We start from the raw sequence: 22,028 nt of genomic DNA on the forward strand, positions 1-22,028 counted from the left end.
AAGCGGATTCGAGGCAGGCTTGCAGTTCACTCATGCGTTGGTACTCGACAAAAGGAGCGCGCATCATGATCAAGTACGTCCGTAGCATGCTATTCATCCCCATCTTGCTCGTCGCGGCAGCGTGCTCGACCTCCGACAACACCATGTCCGGGTCCGCATCCAGCACGAGCGCCGCGTCGTCAAGCGAGAACAGCAAGCTGGACAAGGACGCGCGCGCGGCGCTACAGCAGCTGCTTTCGACCAACCCGAAGGCCACTGAAATCAACGACAAGGCTGTTGCCATCCTGGTCTTCCCGGACATCCTCAAGGCGGGCCTCATCGTGGGCGCGCAAGGCGGAAACGGCGTGCTGCTCAGCCGCGATGGGAAGACGCTCGGCTATTACAACGCCACCGCGCTTTCCTATGGTCTGCAGGCCGGTGCGCAGTCATTCGGGGAATCGCTGTTCTTCATGAGCGATTCGGCGCTGGCCTACCTGTACAAGAGTGATGGATGGTCGGTTGGTGTCGGCCCGAGCGTTGTCGTCATGGATGCGGGTACGGCGAAGTCGATGACCACGACGACGCTGAAATCCGATATCTATGCGTTTATCTTTGACCAGAAAGGCTTGATGGCCGGGCTGGGGTTGCAAGGCCAGAAGATTACGAGGCTGAATCGCTAAGACAGCAACGATGTTCGACAGGCTTGCGCATCGAGCGTGAGGGTAGTCTCTGTCCGGTCTTGCCGTGGGCGCGATCAGCCCGGGTGCCGGCCGGCGAGCCCCTCCGTCGCGGATTGGAGCGTGGCGGCGGTCGCCTGGCATGAACTGCCAGGGATGGACGTCCGGCCGCCGGCATGGCTCCCGTTCCGCCCGCCCGGCGTAAAAGCAGGGCAGGCCGACGCCTGCATGCCGATGTGGCTTCGAACAGCGGTCGCGCGGAGACTCCCATGGTGAATCCATCGTTCCAGAACAGGACGGGTTCCTCGCTCGGTGGGCATGGGCAGGCATGCCTTGCCGGTTCCCGGTGGGCGCTTGCTGCCGCGGTGGTTGTCACGCTCGCCGGATGCGGCAAGCCGGCCGGCCTGCCGCCGCGAGAGCCGCCGGAAGTCACCGTGATGACGGTGAGCGCGCACGATACGCCGATTTCGTTCGAGTTTGTCGCGCAGACCCAGAGCTCGCGCGAGGTCGAGATTCGGGCGCGGGTGGAGGGGTTTCTCGAGAAGCGGCTCTACACCGAAGGCCAGCTGGTGCGGGCTGGCCAGACCATGTTCCAGATGGATCGCAAGCCATTCGAAGCCGCCCTCCAGACGGCAAAGGGGCAGCTCGCGCAACAGCAGGCGCGGCTGACCGTGGCCAGGGCGAACCTGGCGCGGGTCAAGCCGCTGGCCGAGCAACACGCAGTCAGCCTGAAGGATCTCGACGATGCGATCGGTAGCGAGCGCGAGGCGCAGGCCGCGGTGATAGCGGCGCAAGGGCAGGTCCAGACCGCGCAACTCAACCTGAGTTACACCACCATCGCCACCCCCCTCAGCGGCGTGTCAAGCTATGCGCGCAAGCAGGACGGCAGCTACGTCACGCCAGGAGAGTCCGGGCTGTTGACCTACGTGTCCCAGCTTGACCCGATGTGGGTCAACTTCAGCATCTCCGAGAACGAGGTACTGCGCTATCGCGATCAGGTCGCCAAGGGACTGCTGCGGTTTCCCGCGAGCAATGATTTCGAGGTGGAGATCATTCTCGCCGACGGTTCGATATTGCCTATCCGGGGCCACATCAACTTTGCCGACCCGTCTTACAGCAAGGAAACCGGCACCTTTCTCGTGCGCTCGGTGCTGCCTAACGCGCAAGGAACGCTGCGTCCCGGGCAGTTCGTGCGGGCACGGGTGCTAGGGGCGAGCAAGCCCAATGCGATCCTGGTGCCGCAGCGCGCGGTGCTGCAGGGTGCCAAGAGCCATTTCGTCTGGGTGATCGACGCGGATGGCAAGCAGGCCAGGCAGCGAGTGGTGGATGTCGGCGAGTGGCACGGTGCCGACTGGTTCATCGAGCAAGGCTTGCGCGCCGGCGAGCGCATTGTGGTGGACGGCGCGATCCGTGTCGCCGCTGGCGCGCCACTCAAGATCGCCGGGGCACCTGCGGCCTCAACCGGCGGTAGCACGCAGCCAGCCCCGAAGGCGGCGGCCGCGGTGCCGGCCGAGAATCAGGTGGCTGGGTCTGCCAAGCCAGACGCGGCCCGGAAGCCGTAACCGGCCAAGTCCCATGAACATTTCCCACTTCTGCATCGAGCGTCCGATCTTTGCATCCGTCATCTCGATCGTCATCACCCTGGCGGGCGCCGTGGCGATGCTCGCCCTGCCGATCGCGCAGTACCCTGACGTTACGCCGCCACAGATTACCGTGGCGGCAAATTACCCGGGCGCGAATGCCGATGTCGTGGCCGACAATGTGGCAGCGCCGATCGAGCAGCAGGTCAATGGCTCCGACAACATGATCTACATGAACTCGTCGAGCTCCTCGACCGGGAGCTATTCGCTGAGCGTGTTCTACGAGATCGGGACCAATCCCGAGCTTGCGCAGGTGGACGTGCAGAACAGGGTGAATCTCGCGTTGCCACAATTGCCGCAGTCGGTGCAGGCCCAGGGCATCAGTGTGCAGAAGAAGTCGTCGGCATTCATGATGGTCATAGCGATCTACTCGCCCACCAATCGCTACGATCCCACCTACATCGCCAACTACGCCAATATCTATGTGCTCGACGCGCTGAAGCGCATCCCGGGCGCCAACCAGACCAGCGTGTTCGGCACTCCCGACTACGCGATGCGGATCTGGCTCAAGCCGGACCGCATGGCGCAGCTGAAGGTGACGGCCTCGGATGTACAGCGGGCGGTCGCCAACCAGAACCAGCAGTTCGCGGTGGGCCGTATCGGCCAGTCGCCGACTGGCAGGCCGGTCGAGCAATCGTTTGCCGTCACGACTTCGGGAAGGCTGACCGAGCCGCAAGAGTTCGAGAACATCATCATACGTGCCGCCAGTGGCGGTGCCGCGATCGTCCGGCTCAGGGACGTGGGCAGGGCCGAGCTGGGGCAAAAAGACTACTCGATCCGCAGCAGTTACCAGGGCAAGCCCGCTACGCTGCTGGCGGTATGGCAGCAGCCTGGCGCCAATGCGCTGGATGTCTCCAGGCAGGTGACCGAGACGCTGGCTCGGATGAAGAGCGCCTTTCCCGAAGGCATCGAATACAAGGTCGTCATGGACACGACCGAGTTTACCCGTGCATCGATCAAGGACGTGGTGAAAACCTTCGTCGAGGCGCTGGTGCTGGTCGTGGCGGTCGTGTACATCTTCCTGCAGAGCCTGCGGGCCACCTTGATTCCGGTGCTCGCGGTCCCGGTGTCGATCGTCGGCACGTTCAGCGGCATGAGCGTGCTGGGGTTCTCGATCAATATGCTGACGATGTTCGGCATGATACTGGCGATCGGCATCGTGGTCGATGACGCGATCGTGGTGATCGAGAACGTCGAGCGCAACATGATGGTGCATCACCTGAGCCCGAAAGAGGCTGCCAAGCGCGCGATGGACGAAGTGGCGGGGCCCGTGGTGGCAATCGTGCTGGTGATGAGCGCGGTCTTTGTTCCGGTGGCGTTCCTGGGCGGCATCACCGGGCAGCTCTACAAGCAGTTTGCCATCACCATCGCGATATCCGTGGCGATCTCCGGCGTGGTTGCGCTGACGCTCTCGCCGGCGCTGGCGGGCGTGGTGCTGAAAGGGGGGCATCATGAGAAGGGGCGCTTCTTCACATGGTTCGACGCCAAGTTTGCGCGGATGACGGCCGGCTACTCGCGCGCGGTCGCGCTGGTGATCAAGCGCTCCGGCATCGCCTTGCTGCTGTTTGCGGGCATGATCGCGATCGCTGTCATGTTGATGAAGTCGACCCCGACCGGGTTCCTGCCGCCGGAGGACCAGGGCTATCTGCTCGGCGTGGTGATGATGCCGGACGCGGCGAGTCTTGATCGCACCGGCGACGTATCCAGGCGCGCGGCCGAGTATTTCATGAAGCAGGAGGCCGTGAGCGGTATCGCCGTGGTCGATGGCTACAGCCTTCTCGACGGCCAGAACAAGAACAATGCGGCAGCCTTCTTCGTCGGCCTGAGGTCTTTCGACGAGCGCTACAAATCCGCGAATATTCGCAGCCAGAACGCGAGGGCAGTCATCGTTGGGGCATACCAGGCGCTGTCGAAGGTACCCGAGGGCGTGATCCTGCCGGTGAACCCGCCGTCGATTCCGGGGCTCGGCACCACGGGCGGGATGGAGATGTGGATACAGAGCAAGGGCGACGCGAACAACAGCCAGCTTGCGGCGGTGGTCGGGGATTTTATCGCCAAGGCGAATCAACGCCCCGAGATTGCCAGTGCCACCGCCACCTTCAACGCGTCGTCGCAGCAGTTGCTGGTCGACGTGGATCGCGACAAGGCGGAAACGCTGGGCGTTCCGGTCGAGGATGTCTATAGCGCGATGCAGACGAATTTCGGTTCGCTCTATGTGTCGCAGTTCAACAAGCTGAGCCGTCTGTGGCAGGTGATCCTGCAGGCGGAGCCGAGCTACCGCTTGACGCCGGAAGATCTGGCGCAGATTTTCGTGCGCAGCAGGACCGGCGACATGGTGCCGCTCAAGGCTGTCGTGACATCCAGGTACGTGACCGGGCCGGATCTGGTGACGCGCTTCAACAACTTCCCGGCAGTCAAGATCACCGCCAACCCGGCGCCCGGCCGCAGTTCCGGTGAGGCGATCGCGGCGCTCCAGGAGGTCGCCTCGCAAGTGATGTCGTCCGATTTCGGCGTGGCGTGGAGCGGTGAGGCGTTCGAGGAGCAGCAGTCCGGCAGCACTTCAGCCCTGGTATTCGGCTTCGGCCTGGTGATGGTGTTCCTGATCCTCGCTGCCCAATACGAGAAGTGGAGCCTGCCGTTCGGGGTACTGCTGGCGGTACCCTTCGCGCTGTTCGGCGCATTGGTGGCGATCTTGCTGCGTGGGCTGACCAACGACATCTATTTCCAGATCGGGTTGACCATGCTGGTGGCGCTGGCGGCGAAGAACGCGATCCTGATCTTCGAGTTCGCCGTGTTGAACAGGGAAGGGGGCATGTCCGTGTATGACGCGGCGATGACGGCGGCCAGCGAGCGCCTGCGCCCGATCATCATGACATCGCTTGCCTTCATCCTGGGCTGCGTGCCGCTGGCGATCGCACTGGGCGCCTCCCAGAACAGCCGGCACTCCCTCGGCACCGGTGTGATCGGCGGCATGCTCGGTGCCACGGTGATCGCGGTCTTCTTCATTCCGATGTTCTATCACGTCATCGAGTCGATGACGGACAGGCGCGGCGGCAAAAAGGCGGGCAGCGGCGGTTCGGCTGGCGCACCGGAGGTGAGCGGTGGGACAGTGGCAACCGGCCCGCTGGCTGGCGGCCATGAGGATCGCTGACATGCGTGCCCACTCCATCCTGGCGATCGCGACCCTGATGGTCTGCGCTTGCGCGCTGGGGCCGGACTATGAACGGCCTCCGATCGACACGCCGCAGGCATTCCGCTTTGAAAGCGGCGAGGCGAAGGACGTGGCGAACACGCTATGGTGGGAGGAGTTCCACGACCCGGTGCTGAATGAACTGGTGGCGGCCGCGCTCGCGGAGAACAAGGATGTGAGGATCGCCGCGGCACGGGTCGACCAGTTCATCGGCCAGTTCGCGACCACCCGCGCGCAGCTGTTTCCGCAGGTTGGCGCGTCGTTCGACGCCCAGCGCCAGCGCATCAGCCGGGCGGGAGCGACGCCCGTGCCGCCAGGTATCGGGCCCGAGTTCAGCACCTTGACCGCCGCGTTGTCGGCATCCTGGGAAATCGACGTGTTTGGCAAGCTGCGCCGCCAGACCGAGGCTGCCCGGGCCAACCTGCTTGCGAGCGAGGAAGGGCGGCGCGCAACCATCCTGACCCTGGTGGCGTCGGTTGCCACCGCATACGTCAATCTGCGGGACCTCGACAGGCAGCTCGAGATCGCCAAGGCCACGACCGCGAGCCGCGCCGATTCGCTCAAGGTCTTCACGCAACGCTATGAAGGCGGCACCGTGGCGCTGATGGAGGTGGCACAGAATCAGTCCGAGTATGAAGCCGCTCTGGCGACCATTCCGCAGATAGAAGCGCAGATCGCGCAGCAGGAGGACGCCTTGTCGGTGCTGCTTGGGCGTAACCCGGGGCCCATCCTCCGCGGCCGCGATCTGGGTCAACTGGAACTGCCGGCGGTGCCGGCGGGGCTGCCGTCCAGCCTGTTGCAGCGCCGTCCGGACCTGCTCCAGGCGGAGCAGAACCTGGTGGCCGCCAATGCGCTGATCGGCGCCGCGCGTGCGCTGTACTTTCCGTCGATCTCTCTGACCGGCCTGTTCGGCACTTCCAGCCGGGAGTTCTCGACGTTGTTTACCGGGCCGGCGCGGATCTGGACCTATGCCGGCTCCGTGGCGCAGCCGATCTTTACCGCGGGCAGCATCCGGGGCCAGGTGCAGCAGGCGCAGGCGCAGCAACAACAGGCCCTCGTTCAATACCAGAAGGCAATACAGGTTGCCTTCCAGGAAGTCGAGGATGCGCTCGTCACGGCGCAGAAGTCGCGCGAGCAGCTCGTTGTACAGGGGCGCCAGGTCGATGCCCTGCGTTCGTATTCGCACTTCGCGCGCCTGCGCTACGAGGCGGGCTACACCAGCTATATCGAGGTGCTGGATGCCGAGCGCAGCCTGTTCAACGCCGAGCTCGGCTATACGCAGACGCAGGGCCTGGTGTTTACCGCCATCGTCAACCTCTACAAGGCGATGGGCGGCGGCTGGGTGGTCGAGGCCGACCGGATGTCCGGCGTGGCCGCCCCGCCGAAGTCCACCATGGAGAGTTCGCCATGACACGGTTCGCGCTGACGGCCTGCCACGAGTGCGACTTGCTGTTGCGGGAGCCGCGCATGCCGCGCGGCGGTATTGTGCGGTGCCCGCGCTGCGGCGCAGAGTTGTATCGTTACCACCCGCAGAGCATCGACCGGGCGCTCGCCTGCACGCTGGCGGCGCTGGTCCTGTTCGTTCTCGCGAACGTGTTTCCGATCATTGGTCTGGCACTCAGCGGTCACGTCGTCTATACGACGCTGTATGGCGCGGTGCGCGTGCTGTATCTGGACGGGATGTGGCCCATGGCGGCACTGGTGCTCGTGACGACCATCCTGATGCCATTGCTGCAGTTGGCCGCGATGAGCTATCTGCTGTTGCCGATCCGGCTACGCCGGTCACCGTGGCGGCCCGACTTGCTGTTCCGGCTCCTGTATCTGACAAAGCCCTGGGGCATGACGGAGGTGCTGATCATCGGTGTGCTGGTGGCGGTGGTCAAGCTGGCGCATATCGCCGGGGTGGTGCCGGGCATCGCGATCTGGTCGTTCGGCGCGCTCATGCTGCTGCTGGCGGCCGCAAGCGCCGCTTTCGATTCGCGTGATGTGTGGGCAAGGCTGGGAGCGCCGCGATGAACGCCAACGGTCATGTGCCTCCTGTCTCCCATGTCTCGGCGGCGCATTATGGGCTGGCGCTGTGTCACAGTTGCGGATTGCTGGCGCGCCTGACACCCTCAGCGGAACATGCGCACTGCCCGCGCTGCGGCGCCAGCCTGCATTTGCGCAAGCCCGGCAGTCTTGCCCGCACCTGGGCGCTGCTGATTGCTGCCATCGTGATGTATATCCCGGCCAATGTCCTGCCGGTGATGGATACGAGTTCCCTGTTCGGCGCGCAGCGGGACACCATACTCAGCGGGGTGGTATACCTCTGGGTCTCGGGCTCGTGGCCGCTGGCGGTGGTGGTATTCATCGCCAGCGTCGCCGTGCCCATGCTGAAGATCCTCGCGCTGCTGTATCTCGTGATTTCGGTGCAGCGCCGCTCAAGGTGGCTGCCACGCCAGCGCGCGCGCATCTACCGGATCGTCGAGTTTGTCGGGAAGTGGTCGATGCTGGATATCTACGTGATCACGATCCTGGTGGCGCTGGTGCAGTTCGACGCGCTGGCGACAGTCAAGGCGGGGCCGGCGGCGCTCGCCTTCGGCGCGGTGGTCGTGCTTACCATGTTCGCCGCCATGACGTTCGACCCGCGCCTGATCTGGGACGAACCGCAGGACCATCATGGCTAGCCCTCCCGACCTGCCGGATCCCGACGCGCTTCCCGAGGCCGTGGTGGCACCGCAGGCGCGCTGGCGGCTGCAGCTGATCTGGCTGATCCCACTGATAGCGGTGTTGATCGGCGTGGGACTGGCCGTCCAGTCCGTGCTGGAGCGCGGGCCGACGATCACGATCAGCTTCAGGACCGGCGAAGGGCTGGAGGCGGGCAAGACCAAGCTCAAGTTCAAGGATGTCGACATCGGCCTGATCCGCAGCGTAACGCTATCCCCGGACCAGAAGAACGTGATCGCCAGCGCGGAAATCAGCAAGAGTGCGGAGAGACTGCTGGTGGCGGATTCGCGCTTCTGGGTGGTGCGGCCGCGTATCTCGGGCGGTACGGTCTCGGGCCTCGGCACGCTGCTGGGTGGCTCCTTTGTCGCCATGGACGTCGGCAGCGCGACGGCGAAGCGGCGCGACTATGTCGGACTCGAAACACCCCCCGTGTTCGGCAGCGACGTGCCCGGGCGTCAGTTTGTGCTGAAGAGCGAGGATGTCGGCTCGCTGGACGTTGGCTCGCCGGTCTTCTTCCGCCGCCTGCAGGTGGGGCAAATTGCCGCTTACGAACTGGATCCGGACGGCAACGGCGTGACGCTGAAGGTCTTTGTCAATGCACCGTATGACAAGTACGTGAATGAAGATACCCGCTTCTGGCAAGCCAGTGGCGTCGATGTATCGATCGATGCCGCCGGCATCAAGCTCGAGACGCAATCCGTGGTGGCGATCCTGGTCGGCGGCCTGGCCTTCCAGAGCCTGCCGGCTTCGGCCGGGCTCCCGCCTGCCCCGGCGAACGCGCAGTTCAAGTTGTTCCACACGCGCCTGGAGTCGATGGTGCGCCAGGAACGAATCGTTGAGACCTATGTATTCAACTTCACGAAATCCTCGGTGCGGGGCCTGAGCGTGGGTGCGCCGGTGGATTTCCACGGCATCGTGGTGGGCGAGGTGGCGGCCATCAATACGCGTTTCGATCCGGTCAAGAAGGAGTTCAGCATTCCGGTCGAGGTGCACTTCTATCCGGAACGGTTCACCGGACGCTATGCGTCCGGGCAGAAAGGCGGACCTATCGCGCGGAACAAGAAGGCCATGCTGGACACGATGGTCGAACGAGGCTTCCGTGCTCAGCTGCGATCCGGGAACCTGTTGACCGGGCAACTCTATATCGCGCTCGATTTCTTCCCGAACGCACCCAAGGCTGCGGTGGACTGGAGCAAGGCCCCGGCCGAAATACCTACCGTTCCGGGTGGCTTGCAGCCGCTGCAGGAATCGGTGGAGGCGCTGCTGGCCAAGCTCAACAAGCTGCCGATCGAGGGCATGGGCCACGATATGCAGCAGACCATCCGGGATGCCCATACGCTGCTCAACCGGCTGGACGCGGAGGTGATACCGCAGGCGCGCGGCACGCTCGCGGCGGCACGCGAGGCGCTCGACTCGGCCAACCTCGCCATGCAGCCCGATTCGGCGATCCAGGAGAATGCGGGCGACGTGATGCGCGAGCTTTCACGCACGGCAGCGGCGTTCCGCAACCTGGCCGATTACCTGGAACGCCATCCGGAAGCGCTGATCCGCGGTAAATCGGATGAAGGGAAATGATGATGCGAGCCATCCTGTTGCTTGCCGTATCGATTGCGATCGGGACGCTCGCCGGTTGCGCGGCATCTCCAACGGCGAAGTTCTACACGCTCAGTCCGGCGGCCGCGTCTGAGGGCGGCAGCGCGGGCACGGTGCCCGGCGAGGCGATCAGCGTCCTGGTCGCGCCGGTGACCGTACCCGAGACGGTCGACCGGCCGCAGCTCGTGGCGCGGGTCGGCGTCAACGAGGTGCGCCTGGCAGAGTTCGCACGCTGGGCAGAACCGCTCAAGAGCGAGATCCAGCGCGCGGTCGCTGGCGACCTGGCACAACTGCTGGCGGATGCACGTGTATCCACGACCGAGCAGGGTAAAGGATCGACCGGTGGTTATCGGGTGCGGATCGACGTGCTGCGTTTCGAATCGTCGTTGGGCGAAACGGCCACGGTCGAGGCATTGTGGTCGGTGCGCCCACCCAATGGTGCGGCGGTGCTGAGCGGCCGCACATTTGCGCAGGAACGGGTTGCCGGCAAGGATTATGGCGCCATGGTGGCAGCGCATAGCCGTAACGTGGCAACGCTGAGCCGGGATATTGCCACCGCGATCCGGCAAAGCGGCGCGCCATGAATCGCGCCCATGAGCGGCTGCGGCATGGCTTGGCCGGTGTCGCGAACCGGATCACTGCGGGCGTCGGCAGCGCGGATGGCCAGGCGGGTTCAAGGCATCGCGCAGCGGTGCGCCATCACGAAGGAGTCGTCATGAACGGAATGAACAGACGCAGGGTTTATGCCGTTGCCGTCGCGGCGCTGTCGCTCGGCCTCGCGCAGGCAAAGCCGATTATCTACCCCGCCAAGGGCCAGAGCGCCGAGCAGCAGCAGAAAGATGACGGCCAGTGCTATGTATGGGCAAAGAACAGCACAGGTGTCGATCCGGCCGCGGTAGCGGCGGCACCGCCATCCGGGCCGGCGGGTGGCGGCGAGCGCGTGCGAGGTGCCGCGCGGGGCGCGGCCGGCGGTGCGGCCATCGGCGCCATCGCGGGTGACGCGGGGAAGGGCGCCGCGGCGGGCGCCGTGGCCGGAACCATGGCCGGCGGGGCGCGGGCACGGAGGAACCAGCAGGCAGCGCAGCAACCTGCCCAAGGCAGCATGGATACCTACAACCGCGCATATGCCGCTTGCATGGAAGGCCGGGGCTATACGGTCAAATAGGGAACGATGGCCAGTGGGACTGGTACAACGGCATGCCGATCGAGTCGTCGATGCGTTGCTTGCGCATCTCGAAGTTTTCGTCCTGATTGGCCCCGCCGGAGCGGCGTGGCGAGGCTTTTGGGGGGCAAAGGAGAGCGACATGAAGAGCAAGATATCCCTGCTCATGGCGGCGCTGGCCCTGGCGGCGACCGCGGCGATGGCTCAGCCGGAAACCAGGGTGGACGTCATGAAAGCGCCGGGCCAGGCGACCGTGACAGGCATCACCAGGGTGACGGCTACCGTGGTGGGCATCGATGCCGCCACCCGGACCGTGTCATTGAAGGATCGGAAAGGCAGGGTGGAGCAGCTCGTAGCAGGCGAGGAGGTGCGCAATTTCGACCAGATCAAGCTTGGCGACGTGGTCTCCGCCGAGTATCGGGAGGCCATTTCGCTGAGCCTGAAAAAGGGCCACGGCCTGCGCTCGAGCGCTGAGCGCGAAGTGATCGAACGCTCGGCTCCCGGAGCAAAGCCCGGCGGCACGATCGGGAGGGAAGTGACGGTGATGGCGAACGTCGTCGCCGTGAACGCCGAGAAGAGGATGGTCACGCTGAAAGGGCCGATGGGGAACACGGTGGATCTGCTGGTAGAGGATCCTGCGCAGTTGCAAAACATCAGGCAGGGCGACCAGGTCGAGGCTGTCTACACGGAAGCCGTGGCGATCGCTGTGGAACCGGCTACCGGGAAGTAGGCGCCCGCCGGACGCTGGACGGATTCTAGGGCAGGCGGCAGCGGACCTGCGCGCTGAGTTGGCGGGGGGCCAGGTGAGGGTGCAGGACGTCGCCGGCGCCATCGCCTGGCACGGTGTGCTATCGCAACGCGCAAGGGCAGGGCAGGATGGTCGCGGCCCCGTGCCGGACTGGCTGCAGCGGGTGGTCAATGCCGGGCAGACGGTGGAGCATCTCCGGATGCCCATCGCGGGAAAAGCGGGGCGCGCCGTGAAGGGGCTTCCGATCTGAAATCAAACGGTTAGCCGGAGGTGCGGTAAGCTCTCAATACCCTGGGGCTGCCCCGGGGGATGAGAAGTTACAAGGCCAGTCAGGATCTTCCGGGCGCTATGCCATTTGCGCGTCGCCGTCCTACAACTGGAAAGTGGACCGGAAGGCACCGGGCCGCACTTGTCGAGGAGAAGCATCATGTGCCGCTGGCTGGCCTACTCGGGCAAATCCGTTGCGCTGGAAACGGTACTGTTCCAGCAGGAACACTCGCTGATCGACCAGAGCCTGAATTCGCGGCTGGGTCATACCACCACCAATGGCGACGGGTTCGGCGTCGGCTGGTACGGACGTCACTCGGAGGTGCCGTTCCGCTACCGCTGCCTGCACCCGGCCTGGAACGACACCAACCTGCGCGAAACGGCACGGGCGGTGCGGGCGCCGCTGTTCGTCGCCCACGTGCGCGCGGCCACCGGCACGCCGACGCAGGAGACCAACTGCCATCCGTTCCGCTTTGGCCGCTGGCTGTTCGTCCATAACGGCCTGATCCGCGAATATCCTCTCGTGCGGCGCGACCTGATGATGGCCGTGGCGCCGCACCTGTTCCGCTGGATCGAGGGATCGACCGATTCCGAGGTGATGTTCTTCCTGGCCCTGACTTTCGGCCTGGAGCGCGATCCGCGCGGCGCGCTGGAGCAGATGGCCGGGCTGATCGAGGAGGTCGGCCACCGCTACGACGTGGAGTTTCCGCTCAACATGACAGTCTGCGTGACCGATGGCCAGCAGATCGTGGCGGTGCGTTATTCGAGCGAGGCGGACTCGCGCTCGCTGTTCCACAGCACCTCGTTCAGACAGTTGCGCGCGCTCTACCCGAACGACCCGCGCATCATCGCCGCCGGCGACAATGCCTTTCTGGTGCTGTCCGAGCCGCTGATCGACGTGCAGGAGGTGTGGGAGGAGATTCCCGAGGCGACCATCCTGGTTGCCCGGGGCGGCGAAATCGAGCACAAGCGCTTCTTGCCGCGGCTCCCGGACCAGTCGATGTAGGGCGCAACGTTAGGGTCGCCGCAAGCGCAATGGTCCACCTCGATATGAGCACGTACGCGGTTCCTGGCCTGCGTGGGCGCTAGGGCGGCCCGACTCGGGTGTCGCCAAGGATCCGGGCACCATGCTGTGCAATGCGCTCGCGCCACAGCGCAGACCGTTTGCTCCAGTACACAGTTCCCGCGCCATGAGCGTACTGGAGTGGCCCGCGTGGGCCCCGCGCGCGCATCACATCTCGCTGCGCAGCCGTCTTGCGCTCGATCAGCGATAGCAGTTCCCGTCTTTCTTCGCCAGCTTCACTGGCGATGCATGGCGGCCTCAGCTCATCCCACCATGATATCGGAGGCAATTAATCATTCAATTATGTGGCGGGGCGCCGCGGCGGCATGCATGGGCGCATCGCACCGCTCGATCGCGCGAGCCGTTTCTGCGGGCCCGCGCTCACGGTCGAAGTCCGCCCGGGCGACAACCTCATGATCCACGCCGCCATGGCGCTGGCAAAGCCTGGCGATGTGATCGTGGTGGACGGCAAGGGCGATCAGTCGTGCGCACTGATGGGCAGCATCATGGCGAACCAGTGCAAGGTGCTTGGCGTGGCGGCGGTGGTGCTGGACGCAGCCTCGCGCGACGCGGACGAAATTCTCGAACTGGGCTTTCCGATGTATTCCGTGGGCACGAACCCGAACGGACCCACCAAGCTTGTGCCCGGCCGCGTGAACCATCCGATCCAATGCGGCGGCGTCACCGTGCGGCCCGGCGACCTCGTCATCGGCGACGCCGATGGCGTGGTGGTGGTCGAGCGGGAAAGGGTGGCCGGGTTGATCGGGCAGGCGGCCGGGGAGGCATGCCTGCAGCCCGTACCCCAAACGGCTTACTTCAGGTCGCCAAACTTCCTGCCCTGCGCAACTAGGTCCTCGAGCAGCCTGGCCGGCTTGAAGTCCGCGCCCAGCGTGGCCTCGAAGTTCTTCATGGCTGCCAGCACCTTGTCCAGCCCGATCGTGTCCGCGTAGAACATCGGGCCGCCACGGTACACCGGCCAGCCGTAGCCGTTCACCCACACCACGTCGATGTCGGAAGCGCGGATCGCCTTGCCTTCTTCCAGGATCTTCGCGCCTTCGTTGATCATCGTGTAGACGCAGCGCTCCAGGATCTCCTGCTCGGACACCACGCGGCTGGTCTTGCCCTGCCTGGCGGCAAAGTCGCGGATGATCTGCTCGACCACGGGCGACGGCTTGGCGTTGCGCTTCCCGTCGTAGTCGTAGTAGCCCGCGCCGGTCTTCTGGCCGCGGCGGTCCATCTCGCACAGGATCTCGCGCAGCGTGGCGCTGCTGGATTTCTCGCGGATCCAGCCCAGGTCCAGGCCGGCCAGGTCGCTCATGGCGAATGGGCCCATCGGGAAGCCGAAGTTGTACAGCACGCGGTCGATGTCCCACGGCAGCGCGCCCTCCAGCACGAGCTTCTGCGCCTCGCGCTGGCGCTGGGCCAGCATGCGGTTGCCGACGAAACCGGGGCAAACGCCCACCAGCGCGGCGATCTTGCCGATCTTGCGGGCGAGCTCCATCGACGTGCGGATGACTGGCTTGGCGGTCTTGTCGCCGCGCACCACCTCCAGCAGCTTCATGACGTTGGCCGGCGAGAAGAAGTGCAGGCCGATCACCGCTTCGGGGCGCGACGTGGCGCCAGCGATCTCGTTGACGTCGAGCGCCGAGGTGTTGGTGGCCAGGATGGCGCCCGGCTTCACGATCTTGTCGAGCTTGCCGAAGATGTCCTTCTTCACGTCCATGTTTTCATAGACGGCTTCGATCACCAGGTCGGCGTCGGCCAGCTGGCCGAGGTCCAGCGAGGGCGTGAGCAGCGCCATGCGCTTGTCGACATCGGCGGCGGTGATGCGGCCCTTGCTGGCGGTGTTGTCGTAGTTGGCGCGGATGGTGCGCACGCCGCGGTCCAGCGCCTCCTGCGCGGTTTCCACGATGACCACGGGAATGCCGGCGGTCAGCAGGTTCATGGCGATGCCGCCGCCCATGGTGCCCGCGCCGACGATGCCGACCTTCTTCACGTCGATGGTCGGCGTGTCGGCCGGTACGTCGGGCAGGTTCCAGACCTGGCGCGAGGCGAAGAAGTAGTAGCGCTGCGCCGCGGACTGCGTGCCGTTCATCAGCTCCAGGAAGAGCTTGCGCTCCACCTTCATGCCTTCGTCGAACGGCAGGTTGACCGCGGCTTCGATGCAGCGGATGTTGTACTCCGGCGCGTCGAAGCCACGGAACCTGCGGGCGTTGGCGCGGCGGAAATCGGCGAACAGCTCCGGCTTGCCGCGCGCGGCTTCCACCTTCTCGTTGAGGTCGCGCACCTTGCGCAGCGGGCGCTGCCCGGCATTGACCTGCCTGACGAAGGCAATGGCGTCGGCGCGCAGCGCGGCGTCATCGGTCACCACGTCGAAGAGCCCCATCTCGGCGGCGGCGGCCGCGCCGATGTGGGCGCCGGAGGTCACCATGTCGAGCGCCTTGGCGGGGCCGACGATGCGGGGCAGGCGTTGCGTGCCGCCCGCGCCGGGCAGCAGGCCCAGGTTGACTTCGGGCAGGCCGCATTTGGCCGACTTTGCGGCCACGCGGTAGTGGCAGACCAGCGCGACTTCCAGCCCGCCGCCCAGGGCGGTACCGTGGATGGCGGCCACCACGGGCTTTGGCGAACCCTCGATCGCGGCCTGCACGTCGGCCAGCGACGGGCCAAGCGGCGGCTTGCCGAACTCGGTGATGTCCGCACCGGCGATGAAGGTCTTGCCCGCGCAGATCAGGACGATGCCCTTGACCTTGCTGTCGGCGATGGCGAGCGCGATGCCATCGAGGATGCCCGAGCGCACGGCGGCGGACAAGGCGTTGACCGGCGGCGAGTTGAGGGTAAGGACGGCGATGTCGCCTTCGATGGCGAGATCGGCGACTGCGTTGATAGCGGTCATGCTTGTGGACTCCAGTGTGTCGATGATCCGGTATGTCGGTATGTCGGTATGCCGATGCAGGCGCTCAGAAGATCTCGAACAACCCGGCCGCGCCCATGCCGCCGCCGATGCACATCGTTACCACGCCGAACTTCGCGCCGCGGCGCCTGCCTTCCAGCAGCAGGTGGCCGCTCATGCGCGCGCCGGACATGCCGTAAGGATGGCCGATGGAGATCGCGCCGCCGGAAACGTTCAAGTGCTCGTTGGGGATGCCGAGCGTGTCGCGGATATGCAGGACCTGGCTGGCGAACGCCTCGTTCAGTTCCCAGATGCCGATGTCGCTCATGGACAAGCCATGCTGCTTGAGCAGCTTCGGGATGGCGAACACCGGGCCGATGCCCATCTCGTCGGGATCGCAGCCGGCAACGGCCATGCCGCGGTAGGCGCCGAGAGCCTGCAGCCCGCGGCGCTGCGCTTCCCTGGCTTCCATCAGCACCATGGCGGACGCGCCGTCGGAGAGCTGCGAGGCATTTCCCGCGGTGATGAAGCCGCCCTCGGCCACGCGCTGGCCGTTCTTGAAAACCGGCTTGAGCGCCTGCAGGTCGGCCAGCGTGGTGCCGGGGCGGTTGCCCTCATCCTTGGCAAGGGTGACCTCCTTCTCGCTCACGGCGCCGCTGGCCTTGTCGGTGACCAGCATCGTGGTGGTGATCGGCACGATCTCCGCGTCGAAGCGGCCGGCTTCCTGCGCGGCGGCAGTACGTTGCTGCGATTGCAGCGAGTAGGCATCCTGGGCCTCGCGGCTTACGCCATAGCGCTGGGCCACGATCTCGGCCGTCTCCAGCATGGTCATGTAGATCTGCGGCAGCGTCTGCACCAGCCGCGGGTCCTGCGCGCGATAGCGGTTGATCTTGTCGTTCTGGACCAGCGAGATCGACTCCAGCCCGCCGCCCACCGCCACCTGCATGCCGTCGACGATGATCTGCTTGGCGGCCGTGGCGATCGCCATCAGGCCGGAGGCGCACTGGCGGTCCATCGACATTCCCGGCACCGTGACCGGCAGCCCGGCGCGCAACAGCGCCTGGCGCGCGACGTTGCCGCCGGTGGAGCCTTGCTGCACCGCGCAGCCCAGGATCACGTCGGCGATCTCAAGCGGGTCGATGCCGGCTCGCTGCACGGCGTGCGCGATGGCGTGGGCGCCGAGCTCCTGCGCTTGCGTATTGTTGAAGGCGCCGCGATGGGCCTTGCCGATCGGCGTACGCGCCGTGGACACGATGACTGCTTCACGCATTGGGATTCTCCTGCAGTGTCTGGATGGGTTGCCTAACCATGGCGATGCGAAACGTCCTTGGCGATGGCCAGGAACCTGTCCAGGTCATCGCGGATCTGCTTTTTGTTGTACTTGCCTACGCTGGTCTTGGGGATGTCCCGGGTGATGGCGACGAGCTTGGGCAGCATCCACCGCGTGATCTTGCCGGTCTCGACGCCGTGCACCTTCAGGAAGTCGATCACGCTCTCCTCGGTGGCCTCGAAGCCGGTGCGCACACTGACCAGCGCCATGGGCTTCTCGCCCCACACCGGGTCGGGCACGCCGACCACGGTCGCCTCGTGCACGAAATCCGCCATGGCGATCAGGTTCTCCAGCAGCACCGTGGGCACCATCTCCGCGCCGCTGCGGATCACGTCCTTCATGCGGTCGGCGATGGTGATGTAGCCCTCGGCATCCACCTTGGCGATGTCGCCGGTGTGCAGCCAGCCGTCCTGCCAGAGCTCGGCGCTCTTCTCGGGATTGCCGAAGTACTGCTCGGTCGCCCAGGGCGCGCGCACGACGATCTCGCCAACCGTGTGGTCGTCCTGCGGCACCGGCTTGCCTTCCGCGTCGACGACTTCCACTTCCACGCCAAGAATCGGCAGCCCGGATTTGACCAGCACCGCATCGGTCTCCTCCCGGTCCAAATGGACCATGGTCTTCTTGATGAACGAGCCCACGATGGTGGGCGCGGTCTCGGTCATGCCATAGCCCGAACTCATGCGGAAGGTGGGAATCAGCGCTTCGAGCTTGCGCTTGAGCCCGAGCGGCAGCGCGCCGCCGCCCACGCTCACGCGTACCAGGCTGCTCAGGTCGTATTTCTTCAGGTCCGGGTACTCGAGCAGCATGGCCGCGATGGTCGCCACGATGCCGACCGACGTCACCTTCTCGCGCTCCACCAGCTCGCAGAAGCCTTGCACGGTGAAAGTGCCGTGCAGCACGATCTTCTGCGCGCTGTAGACCGCGACGAAGGGCTGGCCCCAGCCGTGGATGTGGAACATCGGCGTGTTCAGCAACGGCACCGCGCCTTCGCCCAGCCGCACGCCGAGGCCGTCGACAATATCGTGGTCCGGCGTGTTGCCGATGGCCAGCTGCGCCATCATGTGGATGGTCAGCAGGTAGAGCTGCCGATGCGTGAATGTGGCGCCCTTGGGCTGGCCCGTGGTGCCGGTGGTATAGCACAGCGTGGCGTTGACGTCCTCATGCAGCGCGGGCCATTCGATGGCCTCGGCCTGGCGGGCGATCAGCGTCTCGTACTCGATGATGTTGGGGATGCGGGTCTGCGGCAGGCCCGGCTTGTCCGACATATAGACCACCAGCTCGACCACATCCTTGACCTGGTCGTAGATGCCCTCCAGCAGCGGCATCAACGTGTCGTCGACAAAGAGGATCCTGTCCCGCGCGTGCCGGATGGTGTAGACGATATGCTGCGGGGAAAGACGGACATTGATCGGATGGAGCGTGGCGCCGATGCCGGTCACGCCGTAATACAGCTCAAGATGGCGGTGGGTATTGAACGCCATCGTGGCGATGCGATCGCCAGGCGCCCCGGGCTTGCCGGCCTGCACCTCGAGCTCGCCGCGCAGGCCGTTGGCCAGTTGCGCCACGCGCCGGTACCACTGCATCCAGGTAAAGCGGAAGTACGCACCGGAGGCGGGGTTGCGGTAGACCACGCCGATCTGGTCGGGGTACATCCGCACCGGGCGCTTCATGATCGTGGTGAGCAACAGCGGATAGTGCGTGCTGAATTCCGGGTAGGTCCTGAATGTCATGCTGTCTCCTGGTGAGCCTGGGGTTGGCGCTACGCGTTGGCCTCGCGCTGCGGACGCGGGCGGCGACGCGGTTCTTCCACCCGCTGCGCGAGCACGAAGGCAATGCCCATCACCACGATGGCCACGACGAACACCAGCGAGAAACGCACCCCCTGCGCCAGCATGCCGCCAAGGATCGGGCCGCACGCCATCATCGCGTAGGTTGCCGTATCGGAGACAGCCAGCAGCATGGGGCGGTCGCGGCGATTGCCGAACTCGAGCGCAAAGTTGTCCGCCGAGAGGAAGTAGCCGCCAAAGCTGGCGCCCAGCCCGCAGAACACCAGCAGGAAGGCGCCCAGGCCATCGCACAGCAGCAGCGCGGCGGTGGACAGGATCCACAGCCCGATGCTGCACAGGAACACCAGCCGGTAGCCGCAACGGTCCGCAAGGCGGCCCCACAGCAGGTTGCTGGTGGTCTGCGCCAGCAGGTAGGCAATGCTCAGGTAGCCCAGCGTGGCACCCGAGAGCGGCAGGTGGCTGCCGACGTAGATCGCGTAGAACGGCACCGCCATCATGCTGAACGCCACCAGCGCGCGGGCCACGAAGAAGCGCACGTAGTGCTTGTCCGCGCGCAGCAGCGCCGGCACCTCGCGCAGGCGCTGGCGAAAGCCCGATTGCATGCGCACATCGTGCAGTACCGGCTCGCGCATGCGGGTCAGCGCGGAGATGCCCAGGCTGGTGAGGACGAAGGCGGCGAGGAAGGTGGTGGCGTAGCCGTTGCCGAACACATTGCCGCCCACCAGAAAGCGGCCGCCGAGATAGGCCACGGCGGCAGCGATCAGCCCGCCGAGGAAATTGCGGAACGCGCTCAACGCGCCCCGCCGCTCCAGCGGGATGATCTTGGACGTGAGGTAGTTGAAGGTGACGTTCTGCACGCCATTGAACAGGCCGAACAGCAGCAGGAACACGGCGGCGGCGGCCAGCGCGCCGTCGCCCGAGAGCAGGAAGGCGGACAAGCCCAGGCCGAGGATCTGCAGCCGCACCAGCCAGCCCACCAGGTAGATCAGCGGCATCACGCGCTGGCGATGCTCGATCTGCGTGGCGCCCCAGATCGAGGACATCGCCATGCCCGCGTACTGCGCGGATAGCACGCATCCCACCACCAGCTTGGAGCCGGACAGCAGGTAGATGTAGGCGGGTACGAAGGTTGGGGCGGTCACCAGCCGGAAGCCGGTCATGCCAAGCATGCCGTGGATCAGGTAGGCCTGCGCATTGCGCGGCAGGTGCTGCTGTACGTGGGCGTGAAAGTCGTCCTCCGCCAGCGCGTGCGCGTCGCCATGTCCCGCGTGGCCTGCACTGGCGCCCAGGGCGACGTCTGCGGCGAGTTCCGCTTTCATGTCCGCGAGCCTCGGCGCGCCGTGGCTTGCGCCGCGTAGTGCTGCAGCGCTTGCTCCAGTTCCACCTTCTCCAGCGAGAGCAGTTCCGTCACCGCCTTGAGCCAGTCCGGGCGTTCGCGGGTGCAGACGGAGATCGGCCGCGGCGTGTCCGAGTGCTGCGTGGCCAGCATCGCGTAGTTGGCCGCGTAGCTCGGCGGGCGCACATCGGTTGCCAGGTCGGCGATGGCGTAGGGGTCGGGCGGCCCGCTGCGCGTGGTGTCGACCACCGGGATATACGGATTGCGCGCGGCAGTGCCGCCGCCGGCCAGGCCGGGACCGTCGCGCAGGATGGCGCCGCGTACCTGCTCCGGCCGCGCGCCGGCCAGCAGCAAGGCGATGTAGCCGCCAAGCCCGCGCCCCGCGACGGTTGCCTGGCCCAGGTGCGCCAGCGCGATATCCGCGTCGGCCATCAGGAACTCGCAGCTGTAGCCGCCGCCTCGGGGAATGTCCGAGCGCCCGTGCCCGGTGAAATCCAGCGCGTGCACCGTGCCGGGCCAGCCGGCGTACTCCGCCGGCAAGGTGTCCGGCGAGCGCTCGCCCAGCCCGTGCAGCAAGAGCAGCGCGGGCCCGCCGCCCGTCTTGAGCGGATGCAGCGCCAGGCGCAGGCGATTGTGGCGCAGGTAGGCGGTCATGAACGGAGGAAGGGCAGGATGAACGCCGCGGTCTCGCGCGGCCGCTCGATATGGATGAAGTGCCCGGTGTCGGCCATCACCTGCACCTGGGTGGAGGGCGGGAAGTACGGCGCGAGGTCGGCCGCGGTGGCATCCCAGCCCATGGGCTCGCGCTCGGTGCCGAAGATGGCCAGCATCGGAATGGGAAAGCCCGGCAGGCGGTCGGTCATCCAGCGCGCGCGCATGGGGCCAAAGCCGGAGGAGCCGATCACGGGGTCGAGCTTCCAGCGCCAGCCGTCCGCATCCTGGCGCGCGCCGAGCGCGGCAAGGTAGCACAGCCATGCATGGCTCAGGCGCGGGTTCATCCGCGCGCGCCGCTGGGCGAGTTCTTCAAGAGTGCCGGGCTTGCGCGTGAGGCCCGGGCTCTGCCGGCGCGTGTCCAGCCAGCGCGTGATGATGGGCGCGGTCATCGACTTCCTGTCGCGCACCGCGCTGTCAGCATGGGGATTGCGAAAGGGCAGGCCGTCGATGGCGACGAAGCGGGTGAACCGGTGCGGCAGCGCCTGGATGGCATGGACCAGCAGCGAGCCGCCCTTGCTATGGCCGATCGCGATGAGCGGCTCGCGCGTGATCGAGTCGGCCACGGCCAGCAGGTCCCGCTCGTCCGCCACCCAGCTGTACAGGTCGGCATGTTCCGAGTCGCCGTGGCCGCGCTGGTCGTAGGACACCACGCGGTAGCCGGCATCGGCCAGCAGCGGCGCAAAGACATCGAAGGTGCGTGCGAAATCCATGGCGCCGTGCACCAGCAGGACTGGCGTGGCGTCGGCCCGGCCCCATTCGTGGACGGCAATGCGGATGCCGTCGGCGCTGACGGTCCGCGAGCGGTCCGGCGCCCGGGCGCCGGGGAAGGCAGGGATGGCACGGCGCGCCGCGCCGGTGGCTTCAGCCTCCACATTGTCTCCTGATGCCCGCCGGCTTGGTGTTCTTGCCGGTTTAGTGGTTGCGGTATGTTTTCAGGAATCCTAAC

15 protein-coding genes and 2 pseudogenes are annotated in these 22,028 nt (G+C 65.9%); 11 read left to right on the top strand and 6 right to left on the bottom strand.

Annotation, left to right across the window (positions count from 1 at the left end; genetic code table 11):
• Window positions 1-65 precede the first annotated feature (65 nt).
• The 11 genes and pseudogenes from AC3FOF_RS35605 to AC3FOF_RS35655 all read left to right on the top strand — a co-directional run.
• The gene (locus tag AC3FOF_RS35605) at window positions 66-659 is read left to right on the top strand and encodes a lipid-binding SYLF domain-containing protein (protein WP_017225662.1); all 594 of its coding nucleotides are present in this window, start codon (window positions 66-68) and stop codon (window positions 657-659) included.
• Window positions 660-925: 266 nt separating this feature from the next.
• Window positions 926-2,218: an efflux RND transporter periplasmic adaptor subunit gene (locus tag AC3FOF_RS35610; protein WP_488729275.1), complete on the top strand. Its 1,293-nt coding sequence runs from the start codon at window positions 926-928 to the stop codon at window positions 2,216-2,218.
• A gap of 13 nt (window positions 2,219-2,231) precedes the next feature.
• On the top strand, window positions 2,232-5,447 hold the full coding sequence (locus AC3FOF_RS35615; protein ID WP_488729276.1) for an efflux RND transporter permease subunit: 3,216 nt from the start codon (window positions 2,232-2,234) through the stop codon (window positions 5,445-5,447).
• 1 nt (window position 5,448) lies between these two features.
• Entirely contained in the window at window positions 5,449-6,897 is a 1,449-nt protein-coding gene (locus AC3FOF_RS35620) for an efflux transporter outer membrane subunit (protein WP_488729277.1), read from the top strand.
• A pseudogene (locus tag AC3FOF_RS35625) lies at window positions 6,894-8,152 on the top strand (paraquat-inducible protein A). Before AC3FOF_RS35620 ends, AC3FOF_RS35625 begins: the two are co-directional and overlap by 4 nt.
• Entirely contained in the window at window positions 8,145-9,767 is a 1,623-nt protein-coding gene (locus tag AC3FOF_RS35630) for an MlaD family protein (protein ID WP_017225658.1), read from the top strand. Before AC3FOF_RS35625 ends, AC3FOF_RS35630 begins: the two are co-directional and overlap by 8 nt.
• Window positions 9,768-9,769: 2 nt before the next feature.
• Window positions 9,770-10,369, top strand: coding sequence for a PqiC family protein (locus AC3FOF_RS35635; protein ID WP_346430240.1), 600 nt, complete (start codon window positions 9,770-9,772; stop codon window positions 10,367-10,369).
• Between the two features lie 131 nt (window positions 10,370-10,500).
• On the top strand, window positions 10,501-10,950 hold the full coding sequence (locus AC3FOF_RS35640) for a hypothetical protein (protein WP_488729278.1): 450 nt from the start codon (window positions 10,501-10,503) through the stop codon (window positions 10,948-10,950).
• 139 nt (window positions 10,951-11,089) lie between these two features.
• Window positions 11,090-11,677, top strand: a complete 588-nt coding sequence (locus AC3FOF_RS35645; protein WP_488729279.1) for a hypothetical protein — start codon at window positions 11,090-11,092, stop codon at window positions 11,675-11,677.
• Between the two features lie 445 nt (window positions 11,678-12,122).
• The gene (locus AC3FOF_RS35650) at window positions 12,123-12,968 is read left to right on the top strand and encodes a class II glutamine amidotransferase (protein WP_276263958.1); all 846 of its coding nucleotides are present in this window, start codon (window positions 12,123-12,125) and stop codon (window positions 12,966-12,968) included.
• Window positions 12,969-13,330: 362 nt separating this feature from the next.
• A pseudogene (locus AC3FOF_RS35655) lies at window positions 13,331-13,801 on the top strand (RraA family protein); the annotation flags it as partial.
• Window positions 13,802-13,836: 35 nt separating this feature from the next.
• On the opposite strand, the gene AC3FOF_RS35660 reads toward AC3FOF_RS35655, so the two are convergent.
• The 6 genes from AC3FOF_RS35660 to AC3FOF_RS35685 form a co-directional block, all read right to left on the bottom strand.
• Window positions 13,837-15,918 carry a 3-hydroxyacyl-CoA dehydrogenase NAD-binding domain-containing protein gene (locus AC3FOF_RS35660; protein ID WP_488729280.1) on the bottom strand — a complete coding sequence of 694 codons (2,082 nt, stop codon included), beginning with the start codon at window positions 15,916-15,918 and terminating at the stop codon, window positions 13,837-13,839.
• A gap of 64 nt (window positions 15,919-15,982) precedes the next feature.
• Window positions 15,983-17,185 carry an acetyl-CoA C-acyltransferase gene (locus AC3FOF_RS35665; RefSeq protein WP_488729281.1) on the bottom strand — a complete coding sequence of 401 codons (1,203 nt, stop codon included), beginning with the start codon at window positions 17,183-17,185 and terminating at the stop codon, window positions 15,983-15,985.
• 32 nt (window positions 17,186-17,217) lie between these two features.
• Window positions 17,218-18,975, bottom strand: coding sequence for a long-chain-fatty-acid--CoA ligase (locus tag AC3FOF_RS35670; protein ID WP_488729282.1), 1,758 nt, complete (start codon window positions 18,973-18,975; stop codon window positions 17,218-17,220).
• Window positions 18,976-19,004: 29 nt separating this feature from the next.
• Window positions 19,005-20,351 carry an MFS transporter gene (locus AC3FOF_RS35675; RefSeq protein WP_488729283.1) on the bottom strand — a complete coding sequence of 449 codons (1,347 nt, stop codon included), beginning with the start codon at window positions 20,349-20,351 and terminating at the stop codon, window positions 19,005-19,007.
• A complete protein-coding gene (locus tag AC3FOF_RS35680; protein WP_488729284.1) occupies window positions 20,348-21,022 on the bottom strand; it encodes an alpha/beta fold hydrolase in 675 nt (224 codons plus the stop codon). The genes AC3FOF_RS35675 and AC3FOF_RS35680 overlap by 4 nt, the downstream gene beginning before the upstream one ends.
• A complete protein-coding gene (locus AC3FOF_RS35685) occupies window positions 21,019-21,954 on the bottom strand; it encodes an alpha/beta fold hydrolase (protein ID WP_488729285.1) in 936 nt (311 codons plus the stop codon). Before AC3FOF_RS35685 ends, AC3FOF_RS35680 begins: the two co-directional genes overlap by 4 nt.
• Window positions 21,955-22,028: the final 74 nt, after the last annotated feature.

The sequence above is a fragment of the Cupriavidus sp. 96C5-1 genome, assembly GCF_057798855.1.